15 protein-coding genes and 1 pseudogene are annotated in these 21,956 nt (G+C 59.9%); 11 read left to right on the top strand and 5 right to left on the bottom strand.

Annotation, left to right across the window (positions count from 1 at the left end):
- Positions 1-5 precede the first annotated feature (5 nt).
- Both AC0L2X_RS09315 and AC0L2X_RS09320 read right to left on the bottom strand, forming a co-directional pair.
- The gene (locus AC0L2X_RS09315) at positions 6-716 is read right to left on the bottom strand and encodes a DUF1223 domain-containing protein (protein WP_473554032.1); all 711 of its coding nucleotides are present in this window, start codon (positions 714-716) and stop codon (positions 6-8) included.
- A gap of 344 nt (positions 717-1,060) precedes the next feature.
- Complete coding sequence (locus AC0L2X_RS09320; RefSeq protein ID WP_473554033.1) at positions 1,061-2,146, bottom strand: TadE/TadG family type IV pilus assembly protein; 1,086 nt, start codon at positions 2,144-2,146, stop codon at positions 1,061-1,063.
- Between the two features lie 158 nt (positions 2,147-2,304).
- Between AC0L2X_RS09320 and lepA the strand changes: the two genes are divergently transcribed.
- From lepA to AC0L2X_RS09360, 8 genes are all read left to right on the top strand, one after another.
- Positions 2,305-4,110: a translation elongation factor 4 gene (gene lepA / locus AC0L2X_RS09325; RefSeq protein ID WP_473554035.1), complete on the top strand. Its 1,806-nt coding sequence runs from the start codon at positions 2,305-2,307 to the stop codon at positions 4,108-4,110.
- Positions 4,111-4,258: 148 nt separating this feature from the next.
- A complete protein-coding gene (locus tag AC0L2X_RS09330; protein ID WP_473554036.1) occupies positions 4,259-4,666 on the top strand; it encodes a hypothetical protein in 408 nt (135 codons plus the stop codon).
- Between the two features lie 391 nt (positions 4,667-5,057).
- Positions 5,058-5,429, top strand: coding sequence for a hypothetical protein (locus AC0L2X_RS09335; RefSeq protein ID WP_473554200.1), 372 nt, complete (start codon positions 5,058-5,060; stop codon positions 5,427-5,429).
- A gap of 422 nt (positions 5,430-5,851) precedes the next feature.
- Positions 5,852-6,475, top strand: coding sequence for a CDGSH iron-sulfur domain-containing protein (locus tag AC0L2X_RS09340; protein WP_473554038.1), 624 nt, complete (start codon positions 5,852-5,854; stop codon positions 6,473-6,475).
- A gap of 88 nt (positions 6,476-6,563) precedes the next feature.
- Entirely contained in the window at positions 6,564-6,935 is a 372-nt protein-coding gene (locus AC0L2X_RS09345; protein ID WP_473554039.1) for an endonuclease domain-containing protein, read from the top strand.
- Positions 6,936-7,104: 169 nt separating this feature from the next.
- Positions 7,105-9,138, top strand: a complete 2,034-nt coding sequence (locus AC0L2X_RS09350; RefSeq protein ID WP_473599622.1) for a hydantoinase/oxoprolinase N-terminal domain-containing protein — start codon at positions 7,105-7,107, stop codon at positions 9,136-9,138.
- 255 nt (positions 9,139-9,393) lie between these two features.
- Positions 9,394-11,568 (top strand): malate synthase G, encoded by a 2,175-nt coding sequence (locus AC0L2X_RS09355; protein WP_473599623.1) that lies wholly within the window; start codon positions 9,394-9,396, stop codon positions 11,566-11,568.
- Between the two features lie 132 nt (positions 11,569-11,700).
- On the top strand, positions 11,701-12,795 hold the full coding sequence (locus tag AC0L2X_RS09360) for a hypothetical protein (protein ID WP_473599624.1): 1,095 nt from the start codon (positions 11,701-11,703) through the stop codon (positions 12,793-12,795).
- Positions 12,796-12,836: 41 nt separating this feature from the next.
- On the opposite strand, the pseudogene AC0L2X_RS09365 reads toward AC0L2X_RS09360, so the two are convergent.
- Positions 12,837-13,733 (bottom strand): annotated as a pseudogene (locus AC0L2X_RS09365) (YifB family Mg chelatase-like AAA ATPase); the annotation flags it as partial.
- Positions 13,734-13,815: 82 nt separating this feature from the next.
- Between AC0L2X_RS09365 and AC0L2X_RS09370 the strand changes: the two are divergent.
- A complete protein-coding gene (locus AC0L2X_RS09370; RefSeq protein ID WP_473599740.1) occupies positions 13,816-15,588 on the top strand; it encodes a recombinase family protein in 1,773 nt (590 codons plus the stop codon).
- A gap of 86 nt (positions 15,589-15,674) precedes the next feature.
- On the opposite strand, the gene AC0L2X_RS09375 is transcribed toward AC0L2X_RS09370, so the two are convergent.
- The gene (locus AC0L2X_RS09375) at positions 15,675-16,202 is read right to left on the bottom strand and encodes a hypothetical protein (protein ID WP_473599625.1); all 528 of its coding nucleotides are present in this window, start codon (positions 16,200-16,202) and stop codon (positions 15,675-15,677) included.
- 191 nt (positions 16,203-16,393) lie between these two features.
- Positions 16,394-19,330 (bottom strand): TrlF family AAA-like ATPase, encoded by a 2,937-nt coding sequence (locus AC0L2X_RS09380; RefSeq protein WP_473599741.1) that lies wholly within the window; start codon positions 19,328-19,330, stop codon positions 16,394-16,396.
- A 491-nt stretch (positions 19,331-19,821) separates the two neighbouring features.
- On the opposite strand from AC0L2X_RS09380, the gene AC0L2X_RS09385 reads away from it, so the two are divergent.
- Together AC0L2X_RS09385 and AC0L2X_RS09390 are read left to right on the top strand one after the other, a co-directional pair.
- Complete coding sequence (locus tag AC0L2X_RS09385) at positions 19,822-20,481, top strand: hypothetical protein (RefSeq protein WP_473599626.1); 660 nt, start codon at positions 19,822-19,824, stop codon at positions 20,479-20,481.
- A gap of 528 nt (positions 20,482-21,009) precedes the next feature.
- Entirely contained in the window at positions 21,010-21,897 is an 888-nt protein-coding gene (locus AC0L2X_RS09390; RefSeq protein WP_473599627.1) for a DUF3800 domain-containing protein, read from the top strand.
- Positions 21,898-21,956: the final 59 nt, after the last annotated feature.

A 21,956-nucleotide genomic window follows, 5' to 3' on the forward strand; every position in this document is an offset into this window, starting at 1 on the left:
GGTTTCTAGTTCGTGGCGGCAGCCAGGATCGGCCCGCCGCCCGGCACCTGGACCAGCACCGCGGTGCTGAGGCCGCCCGTCGTCACCGGCAGCGGCAGCGCGGTGGCGTCGCCGGTCCAACTGCCCAGCCTGGTCAGCGAATGCACGACATTGGCGTGCGGCAGCGTGCGGCCGGTGTTTTCGCCGCGCGCCACCGGCACCTCGATGACGCCCTTGCCGTAACGCACCAGCCAGACATCGGCCTTGCCGCCGGGCACCGGGCCGGCGCCGATGCTGACCTTGCCGCCGGCGAGCGACAGCGAAGGTCCGTCGGCGTGGCCGCCGCTCGAAATCAGCTGCTCGATCTCGCCTGGCCTGGCGCCGACCGCATCGGCCTTGCCGTTGACCACCACTTGCGGCGTGAACGGGCCGGAACGGCCGAGCGACGGTTCATAGCGGACCTGGCGCTGCGTGAATTCTTCTTTGCCGAATGTGTCCTTCCAGCCGAGATAGTCCCAGTAGGTGACGTTGAAGGACAGCGCCAGCACGCCGGGCCGGTCCTTGACCTTGATCAGATTGGCGTTGGCCGGCGGGCAGGACGAGCAGCCCTGGCTGGTGAACAGCTCGACCACGGTCAGCGTCTGGCCGGCAGCCGCGCTTGCTGCCGATAGCACAGTCGCCGAAAACAGTGCCGCGGCGAGCCCCATCAGGGCTGTGCTGCGTTTCGATCCGGTCATCGCTGTTCTCCTGTGCGGTTCCATGCCCACACTTCGCCGCCGACACACGGTTCGTTACAGCATCACCGCTTCGTGATTGAGGAGAAGTCCGAGTTTTTCGTCCTGGCGCATTGGCGAGAGCCGAGGCGACATCCGATCTCCCCCATTGCGGGGGAGATGTCCGGCAGGACAGAGGGGGGCGCCACGGAGCGTCATCCTACGTGGACGCCGAGTAACGCCAACTCAATGCAACAGCGGGCCAAGCGAGTCGCCAGACTTGCAGATTGCGAGGGCCGCGGGACAGCGCCCCCCTCTGGCCTGCCGGCCATCTCCCCCACGCGGGGGGAGATCGGATGTCGCCTCGTCTATTGTGTAAGCACGGTCTCCGAAGGGCGCTTGTTGAAGGCGCACTTGCCGGTCACAAAATAAGAAAAATCGGCGTCGGTTATGGTGTTGTTGGTAAGTGATCCGCCATCTTCCCACGCTTGACTGCTGGTGATGCCGCACGGCACGGCCGTAAAGATGTCGACGGTCGTGTTGGCTAGCGTTTTGACGTTGTCGATGAACAAGCGATCGGAGGTTACCGGATCGTCCGATCGCAGGGTTGTTTTCGTGCCCGTCTCCAGGTAGCTGCCGCCAAGACCAGGATTGGGATTCGGTATCTTCATCTCCAGAGACAGGTTGTCCATGTCCTTCACGTCGATCACCGCACCGGCGCCGGTCGCGGGATACATGGTGTTGACGCAGGTGGTTGCGTATTTCCTGGTGCCGCTGATCTGGGTGATTGTGCCGGTGGGCAAGCCGTAGAAGCTGAGCACCGTCGTGGTCGTGCATACTTGTTTCTGGACCAGCGTCTCCGTCGTTCCGCTGATCGTGTACACAGAGGACGTTCCGTAGCCTTTCGGATCGCCAAACCTGTTGTAGGCGTAGGAGATCCTCATCAGCTTGTTGGCCACCGTGTCCCCGGACTTCGTGCCGTAGAGCGTCACTGTCTTGTCCCACCAGCCCGAGATCTTGTCGACCTTGAACGTAGCCTCCACCAGTGCCGGCCTCTTGGTCACTCCCGACGCGACACCGACCTGCACCGTGTTGATCTTGACGATCTGCATGAAACTCGTCGGCATGGCAAAGCCGGCCGAAGCCTTGATGCTGGCGGCGCCGTCGGCGGCGACGACGAAGCTGTCGAGCTTGGCCGTGCCTTGCCCGCCATTGGCCAGGTAGGACTCCTGCAGCTTCACCTGGCGGTCCGCCAACGACGTGGTCGTCTCCAGCGTCGTGATCGACAGCGACGCTGCATCGAGGGCGTTCTGCATCGATGCCCTGGTTGAAACCGCCGAGGTATAGTCGATGGAAAAACCCAATGCGGCAACCATCGGGATAAGCAAAATGGCGAGCAATGGCGCGAACGAACCGCTCACCGATGTGAGAAATTTGCATGCTGACAGCGGCATTCCGATCCCCCCGAAACGGTGATAGGCCAGTGGCTATCACGCCGGGCGCGAACTATGCTCTAATCTCATGGATCAAAGTTTAACGACTTTGCCTCGCCGCCGCCGCACCCGCGCCCCGCCGCTTGCCGATATACCGTGCCCCTGCTAAAGCGCGCCGCATGACCACGCCGATCAAGAACATCCGCAACTTCTCCATCGTTGCCCATATCGACCATGGCAAATCCACGCTTGCCGACCGGCTGATCCAGTCGACCGGCGGGCTGGAAGCGCGGGATATGAAGGAACAAGTCCTCGATAGCATGGACATCGAGCGCGAGCGCGGCATCACCATCAAGGCGCAGACGGTGCGGCTGAAGTACCGCGCCAATAATGGGCAGGACTATATCCTCAACCTGATCGACACGCCCGGCCATGTCGACTTCGCCTATGAAGTGTCGCGCTCGCTCGCCGCCTGCGAGGGCTCGCTGCTGGTCGTCGATGCCTCGCAAGGGGTCGAGGCGCAGACGCTGGCCAATGTCTACCAGGCGATCGACAACAACCACGAGATCGTCGTGGTGCTGAACAAGGTCGACCTGCCCGCCGCCGAGCCCGAGCGCATCCGCGAGCAGGTCGAGGAGGTGATCGGCATCGACGCCTCCAACGCCGTGCTGATCTCGGCCAAGACCGGGCTAGGCATTCCCGACGTGCTCGAAGCCATCGTCAACGATCTTCCGCCGCCGCGCGAGGGCGACATCACGGCTCCATTGAAGGCGATGCTGGTCGATAGCTGGTACGACGCCTATCTCGGTGTCATCGTGCTGGTCCGCATCATCGACGGCGTGCTGAAGAAGGGCCAGACCATTCGCATGATGGGCACCGGCGCCAGATACCTGGTCGAACGCACCGGCGTCTTCACGCCCGCCCGCATCAATGTCGACGAGCTCGGCCCCGGCGAGTTCGGCTTCTTCACCGGCTCGATCAAGGAAGTCGCCGATACCCGCGTCGGCGACACCATCACCGAGGACAAGCGGCCGACAGCACAGGCCCTGCCCGGCTTCAAGCCGGCGCAGCCGGTGGTGTTCTGCGGCCTGTTCCCGGTCGACGCCGCCGATTTCGAGGATCTGCGCGCCGCGGTCGGCAAGCTGCGCCTCAACGACGCGTCCTTCTCGTTCGAAATGGAAACCAGTGCCGCGCTCGGCTTCGGCTATCGCTGCGGCTTCCTGGGCTTGCTGCATCTTGAAATCATCCAGGAGCGGCTGGAGCGCGAATTCAACCTCGACCTCATCGCCACCGCGCCGAGCGTCGTCTACCGCCTGCTGCTGAACGACGGCACGGTCAAGGAACTGCACAACCCGGCCGACATGCCGGACGTGGTCAAGATCCAGGCCATCGAGGAGCCGTGGATACGCGCCACCATCCTGACCCCGGACGACTATCTCGGCGGCATCCTGAAGCTCTGCCAGGACCGGCGCGGCATCCAGGCCGACCTGTCCTATGTCGGCAAGCGCGCCATGCTGATCTACGATCTGCCGCTCAACGAGGTGGTCTTCGACTTCTACGACCGGCTGAAGTCGATCTCCAAGGGCTACGCCTCCTTCGACTATCACCTCACCGACTATCGCGAGGGCGACCTGGTGAAAATGTCGATCCTGGTCAATGAGGAGCCGGTCGACGCATTGTCAATGCTGGTCCACCGCACGGCTGCGGAAAAGCGCGGCCGCCAGATGTGCGAGAAGCTGAAGGAGCTGATCCCGCACCATCTGTTCAAGATCCCGATCCAGGCGGCGATCGGCGGCAAGGTCATCGCCCGCGAAACCATCTCGGCGCTGCGCAAGGATGTCACCGCCAAATGCTACGGCGGCGACGTCTCACGCAAGCGCAAGCTGCTCGACAAGCAGAAAGAGGGCAAGAAGCGGATGCGCCAGTTCGGCAAGGTGGATATCCCGCAGGAGGCGTTTATTCAGGCGCTGAAGATGGGCGATTGAGCTGGGCCGTTCCCGATTTCGAGCTGACCGAACCGCCTCCCGATGCGATCAAATACGCGCCGGCCAATGCCCTTCGCTCTAGGCAGCGGGCCGCCATTGGAGAACGTCCCGTCTTGAAGTATCCTTGAGCTTGGAAAGGGAGGTCTCGATGCGTCCCGCCAGCCCTGCTATCTCCGACGTTATCGCCGCGATCGGCCTCGCCATCGGCGGCGCTCTGGGCCTCGCCGGCACCTTCGTGGCGAGCGCCGCCCTTCGCGAAACGCTCTGGACGATCGACGGCGTGGCGCTCGTGGTGGCGACCGCGCTGTTGACGATGAAGTATCAGCGGCTGGGCAATGACTGGGTGGCGGCCGGATTTCTGACCTTTCTTGCCGGCGAGAGCCTGCTGCTCGCCGGCAATGCGGCGGGGCTTGAGGCCAGCGTGCCCTCCTATGTCGGGGTATCTCGCTTTGGGCGGCGGCGCTGGTCATGGTCAGCGCGCCGAAAACTTTCGCGCTGTGGATGCGGCTCACGGCTGTCGTGGCCGCCTTGCTGTTTGTCGTCTCGGCGGGCCTGATCCTGTGGGGCGCGCCTTTGCTGCCGACCTCGGCGCCGCTGCCCGCTGCCGGATATCCCTTCCTGGTTCTCACATTCATCGGCTGGATCTGGACGCTGCTGAAGCCAGGCCGTTGAGTCCGGTCGGACCACCCCCTCTCCGGCCGCTTCGCGGCTCCCCCACTTTGTGGGGGCGAGGAACCCAAGCTTTGTGAGGCTTCGGCGATTGGCATTCCTCGCCCCACGGAGTGGGGAGAGGTGGTTTGCGAAGCAAACCGGAGACGGGTCTTCCTCGGCAACGCTGCGCCTTTCCCAGCGCAAATGCCGCAATCGCCTCTTCCACCCATCCCGCCGCCATGCGATGTTCTCCGTGCGGCCGGGCAGGCCGTTTCATTCCGGGGGGAATCATCATGTTGTCTTACGCTTTCGCGCGCCGCGCCGGCGCGGCGCTTTGCCTTGCCGCGTTGTTTGCGCCAGCCGCGCATGCCGGCGATGTCACTTTCGAGATCAGGAACAGCCACCCCAACGCCATGCGCGTCGAGCTCTACAGCCAGGACCGCGACCATGTCTGGCCGGGCAACAATCAGGATTATTATCTCAACGACGGCGAGACCAAGTCGATCCCGCTGTCCTGCAACGACGGCGAATCGATCTGCTACGGCGCCTGGGTCGATGGTGACGAGAACACCTATTGGGGCGTCGGCCCAGGCAACACGGAAAAGTGCGACGATTGCTGCTACACCTGCAGCGGCGGCGAGACCGAGGAGATCGATCTGGTTCCGTGACGTGGCAAATCTCCCCCTTGAGGGGGAGATGTCGCCAAAGGCGACAGGGCCGCGCATAGAGCGCCAACCTGTTCTGCAGTAGTAGGCCGAGTCCGGTCGTGCCGACCCCCTCTGGCCGCTGCGCGGCCATCTCCCCCTCGAGGGGGGAGATTGGCCGTCCCGCGAGTGCAGGCTGGCAACGCCGGAACTCAAAACTAAAACAAAAAACCCGCCTCGGTGGGCGGGTCGTTGGAGCCAATTAGCACCATACCCAGATTAGTAGCATAGCTGCCGGCACAAAGCAAGAACAAAATGTGGCGCGGCGGCAAAAAAGCGAATTCGCTCCCCCGCCGCACCCGAGGTCGGCCCTCACGATGGGGAGAATGCTACCTTGACGTCGTCCTGACCGTGGCCATAGCGTAGTCCGACAGGAGATCCCACCCATGGCAGTGGTCGAAGGCGAGAAGATCGATATCGGCTTTTCCGGGCGCCGGTGCATCCATTCGCGCAATTGCGTGCTGGGCGATCCGCGTGTCTTCGTGCCCAATGCGCCCGGCCAGTGGATCCACCCCGAGGCGGCCAGCGTCGAGAAGATCGTGGCGCTCGCCGAAGCCTGTCCGTCTGGCGCCATCACCTATGTCCGCAAGGATGGCGGGCCGCAGGAACAGCCGCCGGTGGTCAACACCGTGCGCATAAGGGAAAACGGCCCGCTGGCCGTCCATGCCGAGATCGTGCTGGGCGGCGAAACGGTTTTCCGCGCCACGCTGTGCCGCTGCGGCGCCTCGGAAAACAAGCCGTTCTGCGACGGCAGCCACGCCAAGGCGGGCTTCACCGCCACCGGCGAGCCGCCGCTGAAGGATACGCCGGCGCTGGAAGCGAGGGATGGGCCGCTCACCGTCACGCCGACCACCAACGGCCCGCTCAAGCTCGAAGGCAATGTCGAAATCGTCACCGGCACCGGCCACACGGTCGATCGCACCCAACGCGCCTTCCTCTGCCGCTGCGGCCATTCCGCCAACAAGCCGTTCTGCGATGGCAGCCACAAGCGCGTGGGGTTTGTCGGGTAGGCGGCAAAGCTGCCAATCTCCCCCCTCGTGGGGGAGATGTCCGGCAGGACAGAGGGGGGCGCCGTAGAGCGCTAATTTCGGCAGTACAATGCCTCATACGCAATTGCCTCCAAAACACCGCGCAAATGCGCGATCGATGCGTAAGGTCATGACATCAGCTGAGTTGAAGCTCTGGAACGAGCTTCGCGCGCACCGGCTGATGGGACTTGGCTTCCGGCGTCAACTTCCGATCGCCGGTTACATTGTCGATTTCGCTTGCCCGGAGCAGAAGCTGATTGTCGAAGTCGACGGCTCCCAGCATACCGAAGCCGATGCTGTTGCCAGAGACGAAGCAAGGACAGTGCGCCTGGAACAGGATGGCTGGACCGTCCTGCGTTTCTGGAACGACGACATTCTCCGCGACATCGACAACGTCTGCCAGCATATTGTGATTGCGGTTGGAATCGCCGAGATGCCTTAAATCGTGGCAAGGTCGGCGGGACAGCGCCCCCCTCTGTCCTGCCGGACATCTCCCCCACGAGGGGGGAGATTGGCCGTCACCACGATCATCGCCCTTGGCCCAGCCATCACGGCTTTATCGATCGGCCGGTATCCGCTAAGGGCGGAGAGCAAATTCTCCGGACCCAAATATGACCGCCAAGACCAAATCGCCACCCCTGTTCCTCGGCATCGACACCGGCGGCACCTATACCGACGCGGTGCTGTGGTCGGAAGCCGGCGGCCCCGGCGGAAAAGTGCTGGCCAAGGCCAAGGCGCTGACCACGCGCCACGACCTGGCGGTCGGCATATCGGGCGCGGTCGATGCGGTGCTGCAAAAGGCCGGCACCGGCACCGACCCGACTGCGATAAAACTGGTGTCGATGTCAACGACGCTGGCCACCAATGCGCTGGTCGAGGGCCAGGGCGGGCGGGTCGCACTTGTGATGATCGGCTTTGCCGAGGGCGACCTGGCCCGCGACGGGCTGAGGGCGGCGCTCGGCACCGACCCGGTGGTGTTCTGCGCCGGCGGCCACGACGTGCACGGCAATGCGGCAAAGCTCGATCTTTCCGGGCTGGAGGCGGCGCTGCCGGAATTGGAAAAATCGGTGTCCGGCTTTGCCGTCTGCGCCTATTTTGCCACCCGCAATCCGGCGCATGAGCTTGCTGCGCGCGACCTGATCCGCGACAGAACCGGCCTGCCGGTCACCGCCAGCCATGAACTTTCGGCCAAGCTCGGCGGCCCGCGCCGGGCGCTGACGACCTTGCTCAACGCCCGCCTGATCTCGATGATCGACCGGCTGGTCGCGGCGACCGAAGGCTTTTTGGCCGCGCGCAACATCGCCGCGCCGCTGATGGTGGTGCGCGGCGACGGCGCTTTGGTCTCGGCCGCCTTTGCCCGCCAGCGGCCGATCGAGACCATCCTGTCCGGCCCGGCAGCCAGCCTGGTCGGCGCCCGCCACATGACCGGCCTCGACGATGCCGTGGTCTCCGACATCGGCGGCACTACCACCGACGTTGCCGTGCTCGACAAGGGTCGGCCGCGGCTCGATCCGGAAGGCGCCACCGTCGGCGGCTTCCGCACCATGGTCGAGGCCGTCGCCATGCGCACCTTTGGCCTCGGCGGCGATTCCGAAGTGGCGCTGGAGGACGGCGTGCTCAGCCCGAAAATCCTGCTCGGGCCGCGCCGCCTGGTGCCGCTGGCGCTGGCCGGCATGATGCATGGCGACGCCGTCACAGCGGAGCTCGAACGCCAGCTGCGCGCGCCGAACCCCGGCCGCATGGATGGCCGCCTCGCGGTGCGCACCGGCGTGCCGGAGCGGCTGGCGGCCGGCCTGACCGGCGCAGAGGCGAAACTCTACGAGCTGATCGGTGCCGTGCCGCTGGCTCTCGACAGATTGCTGACCTCGAATGCCCAGAACGCCACCCTGAACCGGCTGGTGTCGCGCGGGCTGGTGCATATCGCCGGCTTCACGCCATCGGATGCCGCGCATGTGCTGGGCAGGCAGGCCAATTGGGATGCGGCCGCGGCGCGTCTGGGTGCCGAGCTGTTCGCGCGCAGGCGTGACGGCCGCGGCCAGTTCATCGCCGCCTCGCCGGAGGCGATTTCGGAACGGGTGCTGACCGCGCTGACCCGCCTGTCGGCGGAAGTCATCCTCGAGACCGCCTTCGCCGAGGATGGACTGGATGGCGCGGCAACCGTCGCCCATGCCCTGGTCCAGCGCGCCGTCGACGCCCATCCCGGTATCGCCCGCCTCAGCGTCGCCCTCGACCGTCCGGTGATCGGCCTCGGCGCCTCGGCGCCGCTGCATTATGCCGGGCTGGCCGAGCTTGTCGGCAATCGATGCGTGGTGCCGCAGGATACCGATGTCGCCAACGCGCTCGGCGCCGTCGTCGGCCAGGTCCGGGTCTCGGCCGAGGCGCGGGTCAGCCAGCCCAAGGAAGGGCTGTTCCGCGTTGCCTCCGGCGAAAGCGTGCGCGATTTCAACAACGAGGCGGCGGCGATCGCCGCAGCGGAGAAAGATGTGCGGGCGATCGCCGCCGGGCGGGCGAAGGACGCCGGCACCGACAGCGCCGAGATCGAAATCGCCAGCGAGTTCCGCGTCTCCACCGTCGAGGGCCAGCGCATGTTCATCGAGGCGCATGTCGTGGCGGTGGCGTCGGGACGGCCAAGGATTGCGGTGTGAGCGCGTAATCTCCCCCCTCGAGGGGGAGATGTCGCCGAAGGCGACAGAGGGGGTCGCCGCGCATGAAGCGCGACTTTCTTCTGTCGCAGGAGGCCGGGCCCGGTCGGACCGACCCCCTCTGGCCGCTTCGCGGCCATCTCCCCCTCGAGGGGGGAGATCGGCAGCGAAAACGCCCTACCTTCACCTATGCCGAATTGACCCTGCAACCGTGACATGTCAAAGGCCCGGCCTAGCCTTTCGTCTGGAGAAGCCCTGATGACCGATCGCGTCGAGATCGCCGGATTGCGGATTGCCCGCGAGCTTCATGATTTCGTCGTGAACGAGGCGCTGCCGGGCACCGGCATCGAGGCTGGGGCGTTCTGGAGCGGGTTTTCGGCGATCGTCCATGATCTCTCGCCAAAAAACCGGGCGCTGCTCGAAAAGCGCGATGCCATGCAGGACAAGCTCGACCGCTGGTATCGCGACAATGGCGCGCCCGTCGACATGGAGGCCTACAAGAGCTTCCTCCGCGAGATCGGCTATCTCCTGCCCGAGGGGCCGGCCTTCAGCGTGACCACCGAAAATGTCGACCCGGAAATCGCTTCGGTCGCCGGGCCGCAGCTGGTGGTGCCGGTGATGAACGCGCGTTATGCGCTGAATGCCGCCAACGCGCGCTGGGGCTCGCTGTATGATGCGCTCTACGGCACCGACGCCATTCCGGAGACGGACGGCGCCGAGCGAGGCGACAAATTCAATCCGGCGCGCGGCGCCAAGGTCGTCGCCTGGGTGAAAAGCCTCTTCGACGAGGCGGCGCCGCTCACCACAGGCAAATGGGCCGGGGTGAACGGGCTTTCGGTCGCCAACGGCATGTTGCGGCTGGGCGAGGGTGCCGGCGCCACCACGCTTGCCGACCTCAAACAGTTTGCCGGCTATCGCGGCGATGCCGCCGAACCCGAAGCCGTCCTTTTGGTCAAGAACGGCCTGCACATCGAAATCGTCATCGACCGCCACAACCAGATCGGCCGCACCGACCCGGCCGGCATTGCCGATGTCGTGCTGGAATCGGCGCTGACCACCATCCAGGACTGCGAGGATTCGGTGGCGGCCGTCGATGCCGAGGATAAGGTGCTGGTCTACCGCAACTGGCTCGGCCTGATGAAGGGCGACCTGGCCGAGGAGATCACCAAGGCCGGCAAGAGCTTTGTCCGGAGGCTCAACCCCGACCGTACTTACACTGTGCCGGATGGCGGCTCGCTGACCTTGCCCGGCCGCTCGCTGATGCTGGTCAGGAATGTCGGCCACCTCATGACCAATCCGGCGATATCGGACCACGGCGGCAACGAGGTGCCGGAAGGCATCATGGATGCGGCGATGACGGCGCTGATCGCGCTGCACGACATCGGCCCGCGCGGGCGCCGCGCCAATTCCCGCGCCGGCTCGATGTACATCGTGAAGCCCAAGATGCACGGGCCCGACGAAGTTGCCTTCGCCGTCGAGATTTTCGACCGCGTCGAAGCGCTGCTAGGCACGGCCAAAAATACCATCAAGATGGGCATCATGGACGAGGAACGGCGCACCACCGTCAACCTCAAGGAGGCGATCCGCGCCGCGAAAGACCGCATCGTCTTCATCAACACCGGCTTCCTCGACCGCACCGGCGACGAGATCCACACCTCGATGGAAGCCGGCCCGATGATCCGCAAGGGCGACATGAAGCAGGCCGCCTGGATTGCCGCCTACGAAGCCTGGAACGTCGACATCGGGCTGGAATGCGGACTGGCCGGCCACGCCCAGATCGGCAAGGGCATGTGGGCGATGCCCGACCTGATGGCGGCGATGCTGGCCGAGAAAATCGCGCACCCCAAGGCCGGCGCCAACACCGCCTGGGTGCCATCGCCGACGGCGGCAACCCTGCACGCCACGCACTACCACAAGGTCAACGTCCACGCCGTGCAGAAGGCGCTGAAGAGCCGGCCCAAGGCCAGGCTCGACGACATCCTGTCGGTGCCGGTAGCAAGGCGGCCGAACTGGTCGCCTGAAGACATCCAGAAGGAACTCGACAACAACGCACAAGGCATTCTGGGCTATGTCGTGCGCTGGATCGACCAGGGCGTCGGCTGCTCCAAGGTGCCCGACATTAGCGATATCGGCCTGATGGAGGACCGCGCCACGCTGCGCATCTCTTCGCAGCACATCGCCAACTGGCTGCATCACGGCGTCTGCACGCCCGAGCAGGTCATGGAGACGATGAAGCGCATGGCTGATATCGTCGACCGCCAGAACCAAGGCGATCCGCTCTACCGGCCGATGGCGCCGGATTTCGACAAGTCCATCGCCTTCCTCGCCGCCTGCGACCTCGTCTTCAAAGGCCGCGTCCAGCCCAACGGCTACACCGAGCCGGTGCTGCATAAGCGGCGGCTGGAACTGAAAGCGAAAGAGCAGGCGGGATAAAAACCTATGACAGTCAGGCTGTGAACGGTCGCGGATCCTCAGGCATTAAATATTTGAACAATGTACTGTAGGGTGGGGTGAGCGTGACTGGATACCGCCACGACAACGTGCGACGAATTTCTCAGGGGCCAAATGAGCAACAACAGGTCTGAACTAAACGTCAGAAAATTCTTTGTATCGATAATAGTCATTTGGGAAGCATTGCTATTCAATTCGCTGCCGACCCAGGCTACAGAAGAGGTGCCATTAGCTGTTCCTCTGATAAAATTGGAGTACCCGGGAAATCCACCCAATATCCGGATGTTGTATGTTAAGGTGCTGTCCCTTGGTAACCGAAAAGTAAATCAACCGCTCTTATTGGATACCGGATCCAGTGGCATGACGATCGACTGTGCTTCTGTGCTTCCCAAGAAGCTGTGTTCCGTCGAAGGAATAAAAATCACGAAAGATCTGGAACGGGATGGGATAACTGTTACCACCCAAAAAGCCGTCATGAATTACGGAACCTACGACGAGTACGGAAATGTTGCGTTGGCCCGAGTGACTTTCGGCTCCCGAGGCTCTTCCATCTCCACCGAGGCATCCATCCCCTTCCTTATTCGCTATAAGGAGGTCAGACGCAGCACAGGTGAAATTGTCGGTGGCCGGCTCTGGCCAAAAGGAATTTTTGGCATTTCTCCTATTGGGGGTGGTGGACCAAATCAAATGCTGAAATCCCCGATGGATGCCGTGAGTCCCAGAAATGGCTTGCGAAAGGGGTATTATCTTTCTCCGGTAGGAGCCGATTGGAGAGCTTGCACGAACGAGGAGGCGAATTGCCCGGCAGTTAAGGCACTTCACATTGGGATATCGGACAGCGTGAAAAGCGGGTTCAATATGGATAAGTGGAAAACCGCTAGCGATCGCTATAATTTCCCAACCATAGGTTCATGTATACTGTTGAGAGAAAAGACAACTTGCCGGCCGACGCTTTACGACACGGGAAATTCGACAATCGTAATAGCGGACAGCCCGCCAAAAGATTCGGGCGGATCAATGGCTGTCGGGACCAGAGTGGCGGTAAAAATCGCGATGCTGGGGGAGTGGAAGTTCGACACGTCATACAGATCCGAGTTGGAATTCTCTCCAACGATCGCCCACAACATCATTGGCATACGGTATTTTGAAACGAATAGTTTACTTGTTGATCTTGAAGCGAAAGAAATCGGAATTCGTATCGGGAATTGACCAGAGCTCTTTGTCGTGTTCGGCCGCAGGACGGGACGCTCCTACGCCGCTTGTGCCATCCGCTCCGAGCTCATGCGGTAGGAAATCGCCTCGGCCAGATGGATGCGGCCGACCGTCTCGCTGGCCTCGAGATCGGCCAGCGTCCGCGCCACCTTCAAGACGCGGTGGTAGGCTCGTGCCGAAAAGCCGAGCTTTTCGCTGGCATCCCTGAGCAGCGACAGGCCGGCGGCATCGGGCATGGCGATTTCCTCGATGACCGACGGCGAGCAATGCGCGTTGGTGGTGGCGGAGGTCGCGCCGAGCCGCTCGAAGCGCTCGCGCTGGATCGTACGGGCACGAGCGACGCGCAGTGCCACGGCTGCACTCTTCTCCGCCCGGTCCGGCCGGATCAGATCGCTCGCCGAAACCGCCGGCACCTCGATCCTGAGATCGATGCGATCGAGCAGCGGGCCGGAAATGCGCGCCTGGTAGTCGGTGCGGCAGCGGTCGCCGCGCAGGCAGCGATAGCCCGGCTCGCCGGCCATGCCGCAGCGGCACGGGTTCATCGCCGCGACCAGCTGAATGCGCGCCGGATAGGTGACGCGGTGGTTGGCGCGCGCGATCATGCAGTCGCCGGTCTCCAGCGGCTGGCGCAGCGCATCGAGCGCCTGCGGCGAGAATTCTGGAAATTCGTCGAGGAACAGCACGCCGTGATGGGCAAGCGAGGCCTCGCCCGGCCGCACGCGCAGGCCGCCGCCGACCATCGCCGCCATCGAGGCCGAATGATGTGGCGCCCGGAACGGTCGCCGGTCAGTGAGCTTGCCTTCACCGAGCTCGCCGGCCACCGAGGCGATCATCGAGACTTCGAGCAATTCCTTCGGCGCCAGCGGCGGCAGGATCGACGGCAGCCGCTGCGCCAGCATCGACTTTCCCGACCCCGGCGGCCCGACCATCAAGATAGTGAGCAGTATTAAAGCCGCTCGTGGGGTTGAAAATTGACAGCATTGTAGAGTATTAATCCTGCAATCCGGAGTTCCCCCCCTGACAAAGCCGCTCGCCTATTCCTACGTCCGCATGTCGACCGACATCCAGCTGAAAGGCGACAGTTTGCGAAGGCAAACGGAGCGGTCGAAGAAATATGCCGAGGATCACGACCTCCAACTCGTCGAGGACTTCGGACTAGAGGACATCGGTGTCTCCGCATTCAAGGGGGACAACGTCTCCTCGGGCGCGCTTGGCAAGTTTCTGGACGCGGTCAAAGCAGGCAGGATTGCGAAGGGGTCGTATCTGCTAGTCGAGTCGTTTGACCGTCTGTCACGCCAAAAACTTAACGCCTCGGTCGCGCTGTTCTTCGGCATCATCTCAAACGGAATCAACCTCGTCACCTTATCGGACAATCAGCTCTACAAAGCCGGGGAAGCTGAGTTTCCACAACTGATCATGTCGATAGTCGTGATGGCCCGAGCAAACGAGGAATCCGAGATAAAAAGCCAGCGTTTGTCGGCTGCATGGGGCGCCAAACGAAAAGCAATCGGCGACAAGAAACTGACCGGATTGTGCCCGGCATGGCTGGAGCTATCGGAAAACCGAAAGAGCTTTGGCGTGTTGGAGGATCGTGCCCATATTGTCAGGCGGATGTTTGAGGATAGCGCATGCGGCCAAGGATCTTTTGTCATTACGCGACGATTGAATGACCTGGGCGTTCCAGCGTTTGGGAGGTCAAACGGCTGGGTGCAGTCATATGTCACCAAGATCCTTCAGACGCGTGCTGTATTAGGCGAGTTTCAGCCTCACACCAAGCAAAATGGAAAACGGATACCGTTTGGCGACTCGATTCCTGGCTATTATCCGCAAATCGTCGACGAAGAACTATTTCTTCGAGCGCAATTCGCCAGGGGCAAACGCCGTATAGAAGGCGGGGGGCGGAAGGGAGAAGCGCTGCGCAACCTGTTCACCCACCTGGCCAAATGCGGGTACTGCGGTGCGCCTATGCATTTCCTCAACAAGGGGTTTGGGCCGGGAGGCGGAACATACCTGAAATGCAGTCAGGCATTACGTGGACTGGATTGCGTTTCAACCCCATGGCGATATCAAGATTTTGAGAGGTCGTTCTTTCTGTACGTCAAGGAGATCGATCTGGGCGAAATACTTGCCGCATCGGCCACGAAATCTGATGCAATCGCCTTGGACAATCGCCTGACTTCGCTGAAGGAGAAACGTAATCAGTTAGAGGTTCAACGGGAACGAAGCTACGCTCTTATAAATCAGGCGATTTCGATCGATTTCGTGTCGGCAAAACTGAAGGAATGCGAAAACGATCTAGCCGGAGTTGACGTGCAGATCACCGACGTCGAGCTACAGCTGTCTTCAATCCGCGAACAGCAGTCGATTTCGCCTGACGAACTGCACCGTTTGATTGACCAGCTTCAAGAGACAGAAGGTCCCGACGCGTTCGCGCAAAGGACAATGCTTGCCGGCCGCTTGCGCGAAATCGTCAGCGACCTGCGATTAGATGTTGAAGGCACCAAACCCCGGTTGAAGAAGGCGGAAGCGCTCTTCGATCAGGCAGGGACCGGGCCGTTAGAGCGCCAGAGCATTCTTGAAGTGATCGAACAAACCGACATTGAGGCAAACCGATACAATCGCAGCTTCACGGTCGTTCTTGCCGACGGAATTTCCCGTAGAATCGTGCTGAACAATGACGACCCAACGGACTTCGTCGCAATGGTCACCGTGGATGCCGCAGGCAATCCGGCTGGTAGCGATCGTGGCATAGACCTGGAAACGTTGTTTGGTTTGAATTCCGTACATTAGGATTCGCTGCACAGAGTTTGCCTGCTCATGGCGCAAATGTCGCGAGGGAGAATGCAAAGGGAAAACGGAAGCCAGACAATGTCACATCAGGCTGAGTTCCTTAGCAAGGTCATGTTGTGAAGGGAGTATAGGCTGGCCATTCCTTCGTGAAATTGGCCAATGAAATGCACGACCAGTTCTCCGACCTCCGGCCCTTCATCGGTCAAATTGAATCCATCAGTCATAAATCCGTCCGTAGAAGGAATTGGTTGCGCCATAAAGAAGTCAGGCCCGTGGGTGTGAAGAGAGGCAAAAGCGCTAACGCACTCACCGTTGCCCAGACGCAACACGTTCAGCAACATCGCGTCTGCCTGCATTTCAGCAAGGTGGCTGACAGGATCGTCATGCGAATAGAAACATGCCACTTCGACAACCCAACCTGGTGGTGGAGGCGGGATGAGTAGAGGCCGTTTCCTTGGGTTCATTTCGGTTTGCGCTGGCCAAGCACCGTCCGATGCAAATAACAGCCGGAATGCTCCCAATCCACCAGACAAAGGAGTCTCATCTCGCTTCCACCTAAGGATCGTACGACTTTCTAGATCGGGATCGTGATAGGCAAAGAACTCACCCAGCATGGCATATTGGCAGACACCGCTCTTTCATTTTGTTCTTTTGTGTTGAAGCAGTAATATAGATGTCGCTTCGATGCGATGTTATGCTCCAAACTTCAGAGAGTGGATTTGTCTCCCCGATGGCAAATCTAAAAATTTTCTTTTACATGTTCCGGTAATATCTAATTGTGAGCGCTCATTCCGTTCTAGTTTGGCTAGAACCTGATATGCAGCCTTCTTGCTCGATCTCGAAACGCCGCTTCTCCGCCCTCCAGAATCTCGCAGACACTTTGGCGGATATCTGCCTCGTCCAGTCCACCTGACTGGTATGTAATCCCCGGCAGGCCGTCCCCCGTCATTTCAGAAACGTTGGCAATGATAATTTGGTCTGCATCCGTGTTGATGACCAGATTGGCGTTATGGGTCACCATGATCACTTGGCGTTTCAGCTTCGCAGCCCGGAAGAGAGGCACCAGTTCGTCATAGATTGATTTGGGGTCCAGGTTCTCTTCGGGCTGGTCGATGACCAGAGGTTTGTCATCGGCGTCGTCCAGAGCCAGGTAGAGCAGGATCAGGACAATGCCCCGGGTGCCCGGAGACAACTTCTTGATGTCCGTCCCATCATATTTGATGCCGTATTCAATCGAAATATGGTCGGAGCTATACAGCCACTGTGCAAAGCGTTTTAACCACTTTCGGAAGCCATCTGCGTCCTTGGTCCGATCGGGTGCGGGTTCAAGCAATTCCTCTTGATGCTTTTCACGAAACGCTTCCATGGCTGCAGCAATGGCCTCGACGTCGCCCATTTCCCATGCCTTTTTGAGCTCATCGTTTGCATATTTTAGGAGTTTGCCGGTTCCCCGGAACGGGCCGGTACGGAGGTCAAAAAGCTCCTTCTCCGCCTTGTCCGCCCATGCCTTGACGTCAGCAACGCGCGACACGGTGAATGACAATTTTGCCAAGGTTCCGCCCTGTGTGGCCAGCCTCACCATTAACGGGGCATAGAGATCCTTCAGGACGGTCTCTTCGGCCAAAATTGCCGTGAACACCCTTTTATAGCCGCCCTTGCGATCCTCGATCAGCTCAATCCGGCGAACGGAAGCCCCTTCGCTATCGGTCAGCTTTTCCTTGAGCACGGCGAGTTTCGCCGTCTCTTCCGTGATTCTCTTGGCATTGATGGCAAGTTTTTCCGCAGTCTGTCGGTCGGCCGCGACAAGCTGCTGCACCCGCTCGATTTCTGTCTCCAACACCGCCAGCGAAAGCTTGGTCAATTCAGCACCATCGGCCACGAAACTCCCGTTCTCCAGCAGGCTGGGTACAGAGCCCTTCCAATGGGCAACCGCAGTATTGGACAGCGCAGCCTTGGCCTTGATGGCCCCGTCGACATCACCGGTGAAGTTGAGCATGAAGCGCTCCCAGTCAGGGTCGTCCAGTTTGCTGGCAGCATGGGCGACCTTCAAGTCCCGAAGGGCTTGTGGCGCACGGTTCTGCCTTTGATCCACAACGTCGCTCTGGAGGTTCTCAAGTCCCGCTTGCTGCTTTGCATAGTACCTGAGATATCCGCGTACCTTGTCGGCGGCCGCCAGGAGATCTTGCAGCCGTTGGGCCACGACCGTGCTCGTTGTGGTGGGGACGAGAATGCCGCGATCCTTCTCATATCCTTTGATCAACGCGTCCTTCTCGGTAATCTGTTTTGTCAGGCCACTTACGGCCGTAATTTTTTCCCGCTCTGCCGCGATCAGCTCGGAAATGTTGTTCATTGCGGTTTCTTCGCGTAGCCGAGCCTCCCGATGGCCCTGGGCACGAAGCTCCAGCAGCTCATGGAAGTTGATCGTTCCGTCCCGATCGGTGTGAGCTTCAAAAATGACCCGTTCGATCTCCTGGATCATTTGGGGCATGCCTTCCGGCGAGCAGAGCCGATCGACAAACTGCTGGGAGAGATAGCGAACACGTGGAAAAGTGTCCCGGTCGGCACCTGGACGCTCCAGTTCCTTCGCATCCGAGGTTTCCCCGCTCAGCCACTTCACGGAAACCTCGGCCCCCGACAGGTGCTCTTGTGCACGTTCCAGGAAGGACGGGCGGTCCTGATCCTCAAGATAGGCGTCGCAGCCGGCGGCGATGATGTCGGCCAAGGCGGTTTTTCCTGAACCCCTCGCGCCTATGATGGTCACCAGTCCCGGATTAAGCGCGATGTGAGGCGTCCGTACCCAAGGTGCTCCATGGATCCTGATGTGATCGATCGTCTGAGACTCCGACGACCAGCTGGGCGGTGTCGGGCCTACGTAGGCGCGCTCCGGATCGATGCAGGCCTGTCGAAGGCCATCGAAACTAGCTTGGCCTTTGATCCAGCACAGCCTGTCTTCGGCGGGCTTTCCGACCAAGGACAGCTCGTGCGCGTCGCTTCCCCATAGGCAAGGTTTCAGGCCGCCGTAACTCTCAAGGATCTCCTGCGGGGTCGCCGCTGGGCCTTGGCCAAGCCAGAAATCTCGCTGTTTGGTGCTGCTGGCGAAGATCACATGTGCGATCTTTTCGATCTCTTCCCTGACAACCCGGTCTGCCCCATCCCGGACGCCGGAGGTTCCATCCGCGTTCCCCGACACGGCGATAATAATGTTGTTCCTGGCCCACTCCATGCTCCTGAACGCATCTTGAAGCGCGCTGCGAGAAACCTTGAACTGCGTCACGCCGAGACGAAACGCGGCCTTGTCGTCGGTAATCGTTCGGTCCGTCCGCTGCCCCAGCCTGATCAGATCTTCCGGCGAGCAGCAAAATGCGTCTTCGGCCGTTGAAAACTTGAGGTGCCGAAGAAATCTGTTCAGCTCTTCAACGTGCTTGGGATCTGCCGGATTGGCCAACAGGTGGATATTCACGAAGTGGCCTTTTACGGTGCCCATCTCCAGCCTGAGTTCAACATTGGGAAACAGGATCTTGCATTGGCTCAAACGGCCGCTCTCCTTCGCCGCTTTCACGCGCTCGTATGACGAAGTTACGCAATAATCGGTAATGCCGATTGCCCGCATTGCCGGTGAGGCATTTTCGAGCGCTGTGATGTACGCTTCCCACCCGTCTGCGGGGTAGCGATCCTCCAGAACCGTGCCCGGCGCATGAATATGCGGCTCCCACCGCAGCCAGTCGGACCCCTTTGACAACATGGACACTGAACCCCCCAAAAACACTGTGTGGCCTAGGCAACGCTTTGACAAGTTGTTCGCGCTACAGCGCTCGACCGTGGGCAATTGCTTACCGCGCGTTGTGCAAGCAACACCTGTTAGCCCAACTTTATCGACCATGGTCGATAAAAACCTCCAACGGCCCGGAACGAGGGTATTGCGATCGAACCGTACACTTACCGGGCCCCTGGCCTTTTCCGACTTGGTTCTAGAAATTTCACGGGGATTGACGAAGTTCTGAGAGGTCTCAACTAGCTCCGTCTACGATCAAACATAAATATAGCAGCAACTAGTATAACCAGCTTTTCCCACAGAACCAATTTCACCTCTTAATCAAGCCCACGCCCCACGCTCCATATAGAACTGTTTTGAACCGTGCCGACGGCTATCCTCGCACGCCCTCAAACACCCAAATACAAGTTTCACCCATCGGATTCGATGGGTCTATACCCCTATGAAGAAGACCAACCCACATGCTCCAGAGCCACTCACACGCTTCTCCACCCTCCATCTCATCTCAATATGCATCCTGGTTCGACGACAGGATCGAGCAGTTCATCGAAGCTCACAAAGGTAGATTCGAACCCACCTCATTTTTCAAACGACGGAACGGGTTTTTCATCACGATCTCGTTCGATCACTACAGTCGCAAGCAGCGGCTAGAAGGTTCCGACCTGATCGACGGTCTCAGTGCCAAAACGGAGATGGACACGTTCCAAGACCTGTACAACTTGATCTGTCGCAACCTAATTGGACGGAACTACCATCGACCGTCATTCCACGACCTGAAACCTCTGGCTATCGGTTGTCTGGACATGAATGGATCGAGATACTGGAGGTCGATGGGAGAGCTGGAAAACGCTCATATCCATTCGATCTGGATTTTCACCGATCAAACCAGAGATGGATTTCGAAAGTTATTAGCCGACCAAGAACGACTTATATCCATCAAAGAACGGTTCTCGATCCGAGAATTAGATATCCAGCAGCTGGATCATGACCATCGAAATTCGACGGGTGAGAGTCGTGCATCCTCGTACATGGCCAAATTCATGGTGCACAATAATCACGAGCTGAAGGCCGCTGACGACTTCAGGGTGCTGCCGATTCAGCCCGAGAAAACAGTGAACTGAGGCAGGGTTTAGGCAGGGCGTTGGGCTATTGAGAGGGGATAGCCGCCTTTTAGAATCGGAGGTGAGTCGCCATGTGCAGGATTCCAGTGATCCGTCTGACACCATGACCAATTCGATGCGTTCTCAAAATTCTGCGTGAAACGGTGTGTGGGTCTATGTGGCCGTTTACTCCTTGTTTTTTTTGATAGGGTCAACGAAGCCGTGTAGCTCCCGACATCCTTTTCCACCTGCACGAGCGGTCTGATTTAGTGCGAATGCGCAGCTGACGCGGCAACTAGACTCATAGAAAGTCATACCCGTTGAATTTCCACCCCTGGTTAGTGGGATATCACTCGGATTGCGGATTCTTCGCTAAGCGGATAAGTAGCGAATTAACCGACGAGTGACCGCAAAAACCAACATGAAGTCATACGCACTTGAAACCAAAACGCGTTTCGCGTATTTAGAGGACGGAGATGCGGGAGCTGGAAACAGTTATCCGCGCTCATTCAGGGGCCCGCGCTTGATAAGCGTGGGCTTCCGCGTTTTATGATCTTCGCATTCCTCGACGAGTTTGGACACAACGGTCCGTACTTCGATCGCAACCATTCCAAACACAATACCAGCCCTGTTTTCGGATTAGCCGGATATCTCATGCCGGAACAGTCCGTGCGCAATTTTGGAACATTCTTCCTTAAACGCAAGATCGATCTTCTGTCTGGAGACATCAGCCGATCGGGTAAGCAGGCATACGAATGGGAGAAAAAGGGGACAAACCTTTTCACAGCGAATTCTATTGAACGCTACCCGGCGATCCGCGCAGTCATGTTGCGCATGTTGAACGAAATTCGGGCTCGCAACGGGAAGGTCTTTTACTATGGTCGGGAGAAGCTCAGATCCCGCGATGACCTTAATGCTAACGGCCTCTACAAAACGATTTTTGCCAACGCTATCCGGCAGATCAATTCATATTGCGAAAGTGTCGACGAGAATTTTGTCATCGTTCTGGACGAGAACTCGGTGAGAAAGGAGCTTCTTGAGACAGCCGCTAAAACGATGTTTGGCACCGAGCCAACACGACGGATGCTCAGTCCGCCGTTTGAGGTAGAGAGCTATCTCAATCAAAACATCCAGGCTGCAGATTGGCTAGCCACCATCATCGGTAGGCTATGGAATTACCAACTGGATGAGACAGGTTTCGGCAACTACGCACCCTACCACACGTATTTCTGGCAACGTTTACATGCGGTGACAACCCACAGCACCGTTATGAAACGGCCGAATGCGCAGCAGCCACCTTCGACAAATCGGTTGGGTAGCCTTGGCATCGCTATTAAGGCAGCACAAGAAACGAAGTTTACAACCACGATAACGAAGATCGTCACCACCAAGGAGGTTTCTGTAGAGATATCAACTGAGCCACCGCCCGATAGCTGATTCCGATCAGAGCCGGCCCGAGCGGTAAATCCAAACTGCAAACGTACCTGCTCCCTTGC

The organism is Mesorhizobium sp. WSM4828, from assembly GCF_055811175.1.